The sequence below is a fragment of the Streptomyces sp. HSW2009 genome, assembly GCF_040240285.1.
Taxonomy (GTDB): domain Bacteria; phylum Actinomycetota; class Actinomycetes; order Streptomycetales; family Streptomycetaceae; genus Streptomyces.
Map to the genome: position 1 here is coordinate 1 of NZ_JBEHZD010000967.1, position 1,492 is coordinate 1,492.

Annotated in this window: 1 protein-coding gene; it reads right to left on the bottom strand. The window is 75.8% G+C overall.

Translation table 11 applies throughout. The features are described 5' to 3' along the window. Positions 1–905 precede the first annotated feature (905 nt). Complete coding sequence (locus tag AAHZ94_RS33895) at positions 906–1,220, bottom strand: chorismate mutase (RefSeq protein WP_349997531.1); 315 nt, start codon at positions 1,218–1,220, stop codon at positions 906–908. Between the last annotated feature and the right edge of the window lie 272 nt (positions 1,221–1,492).

Sequence of the window (1,492 nt, forward strand, 5' to 3'; positions counted from 1 at the left end):
CATCGCGCATGGCTTTCCGACTGCGGCGGGCGGGGCGACTTGTCCCCGCGGCTCAGCGCGGCGGAGCCCGTCCGGCGCCCGGGGGGGGGCGGGGCGCCGGGGGGGGGGGGCGGGGGCCCCGGGGCCCCTCGGCGGTCAGCATCGGCGTCAGGGCAGCGCCGGTGCTGAGAGGCGGCGCCGGGGGGTTGCGCCGCTGGTCCGGAGAGTCAGGTGGTGGTGCGGTCCGCGGGCACCGGCGCCGGCTCGGCCGGCACGACTGATAGCGCCGTCGACACGGGACGTACGGCCCGGTCGAAGGGCGGTGCGCTGCGGGGGGTCTCGCTTTGCATCGTGGTGGATATGCCACATCCGGCGCAACCGTTTCGACCGGATGCGGTCGGCTCCGGGCGTCCCCGGAACCGACCGGTGGTGTGTGGCGACCGGGCGGCTGTCCCCTGCTGACCGGTCGCCGGGCCGGGGCGAGGTCCCACGGCATGCTCCCCGTGCGTCACCACGGGGAACACGTCTCTCGCTCCGGTGTCTCCGTCCTGCCGCTGTCGGGCGCCCGGTGAACAGGTACGGAAGGCCACGCGTGGAATGGGGCCGCTCCTGGCTGGCGCGGACACGTGGCCCAACGACAGGCCGCGCGCGCCGGTCACGCGCCGTACGGGTGACGGCTCGCCACGCTGGGCGATGAAACGGTTCCGCACACGCGCGAGAACCACCCACCGGACGCACGTTCCGACACCCGGCGCACTCCGGCGTACGACCCATGGCGGACGGCGCCGGGACGGTCGGGCGTACGGGAGGGGGGAGCCTGCGGCGGGGCGGGCCCGGAGCTCCGGCGCGCCCCGGGCCCGGCAGCCGTGGGGACGGTCCCGGGGCGGCCCCACGGCAGGGTGCGGGCCCAGCCCGGGCAATGGGGCTCAGATGCGGCCCCGGCACATCTCCAGCAGGGTCATCGCCAGCGCGGTGCCGGGCTTGCCGAGCTGGTCGCGGTAGTGGTTGAGGACTTCGAGTTCGCGCGCGAGGTTGACCCGGCGCCCGCCGGAGGTGATGCGCTCGTGCTGGATGGCGGCCGAGACGGCGGCGCGCTCCTGGACCAGGCCGATGATCCGGCCGTCGAGGTCGTCGATCCGCTGCCGGGCCCCGCGGATGACGTCCGCCGCGGCGCCGGTACGGGCCCCGGTCGCCTCGGCGTCCGTCGCGGCGGCGGTCGGAGGCTGCGCCTGGGGCTGGATCTGCGCCTGCGGCTGGGGCCTGACCCGCGCCTGGGGTTGGACCCGCGCCTGCGGCTGGCCCTGGGGCTCGGCCTGGACGGCGGCGGTCGACACGGTGTTACGGGTGTTCACGATGGGGTCTCCTCGGGTGACGGAACCCCGGGGTCTCACCACGGACCCGGCACCACGCAGAACGCCCCCGGCCTTGGCTGGCCCGGGGCGCCTGGGAAGTCGCTCAGTGGTTCAAGCAACACGACCATGGCAGCCGGACGAGCCGGTGCCATAGGTAAAGA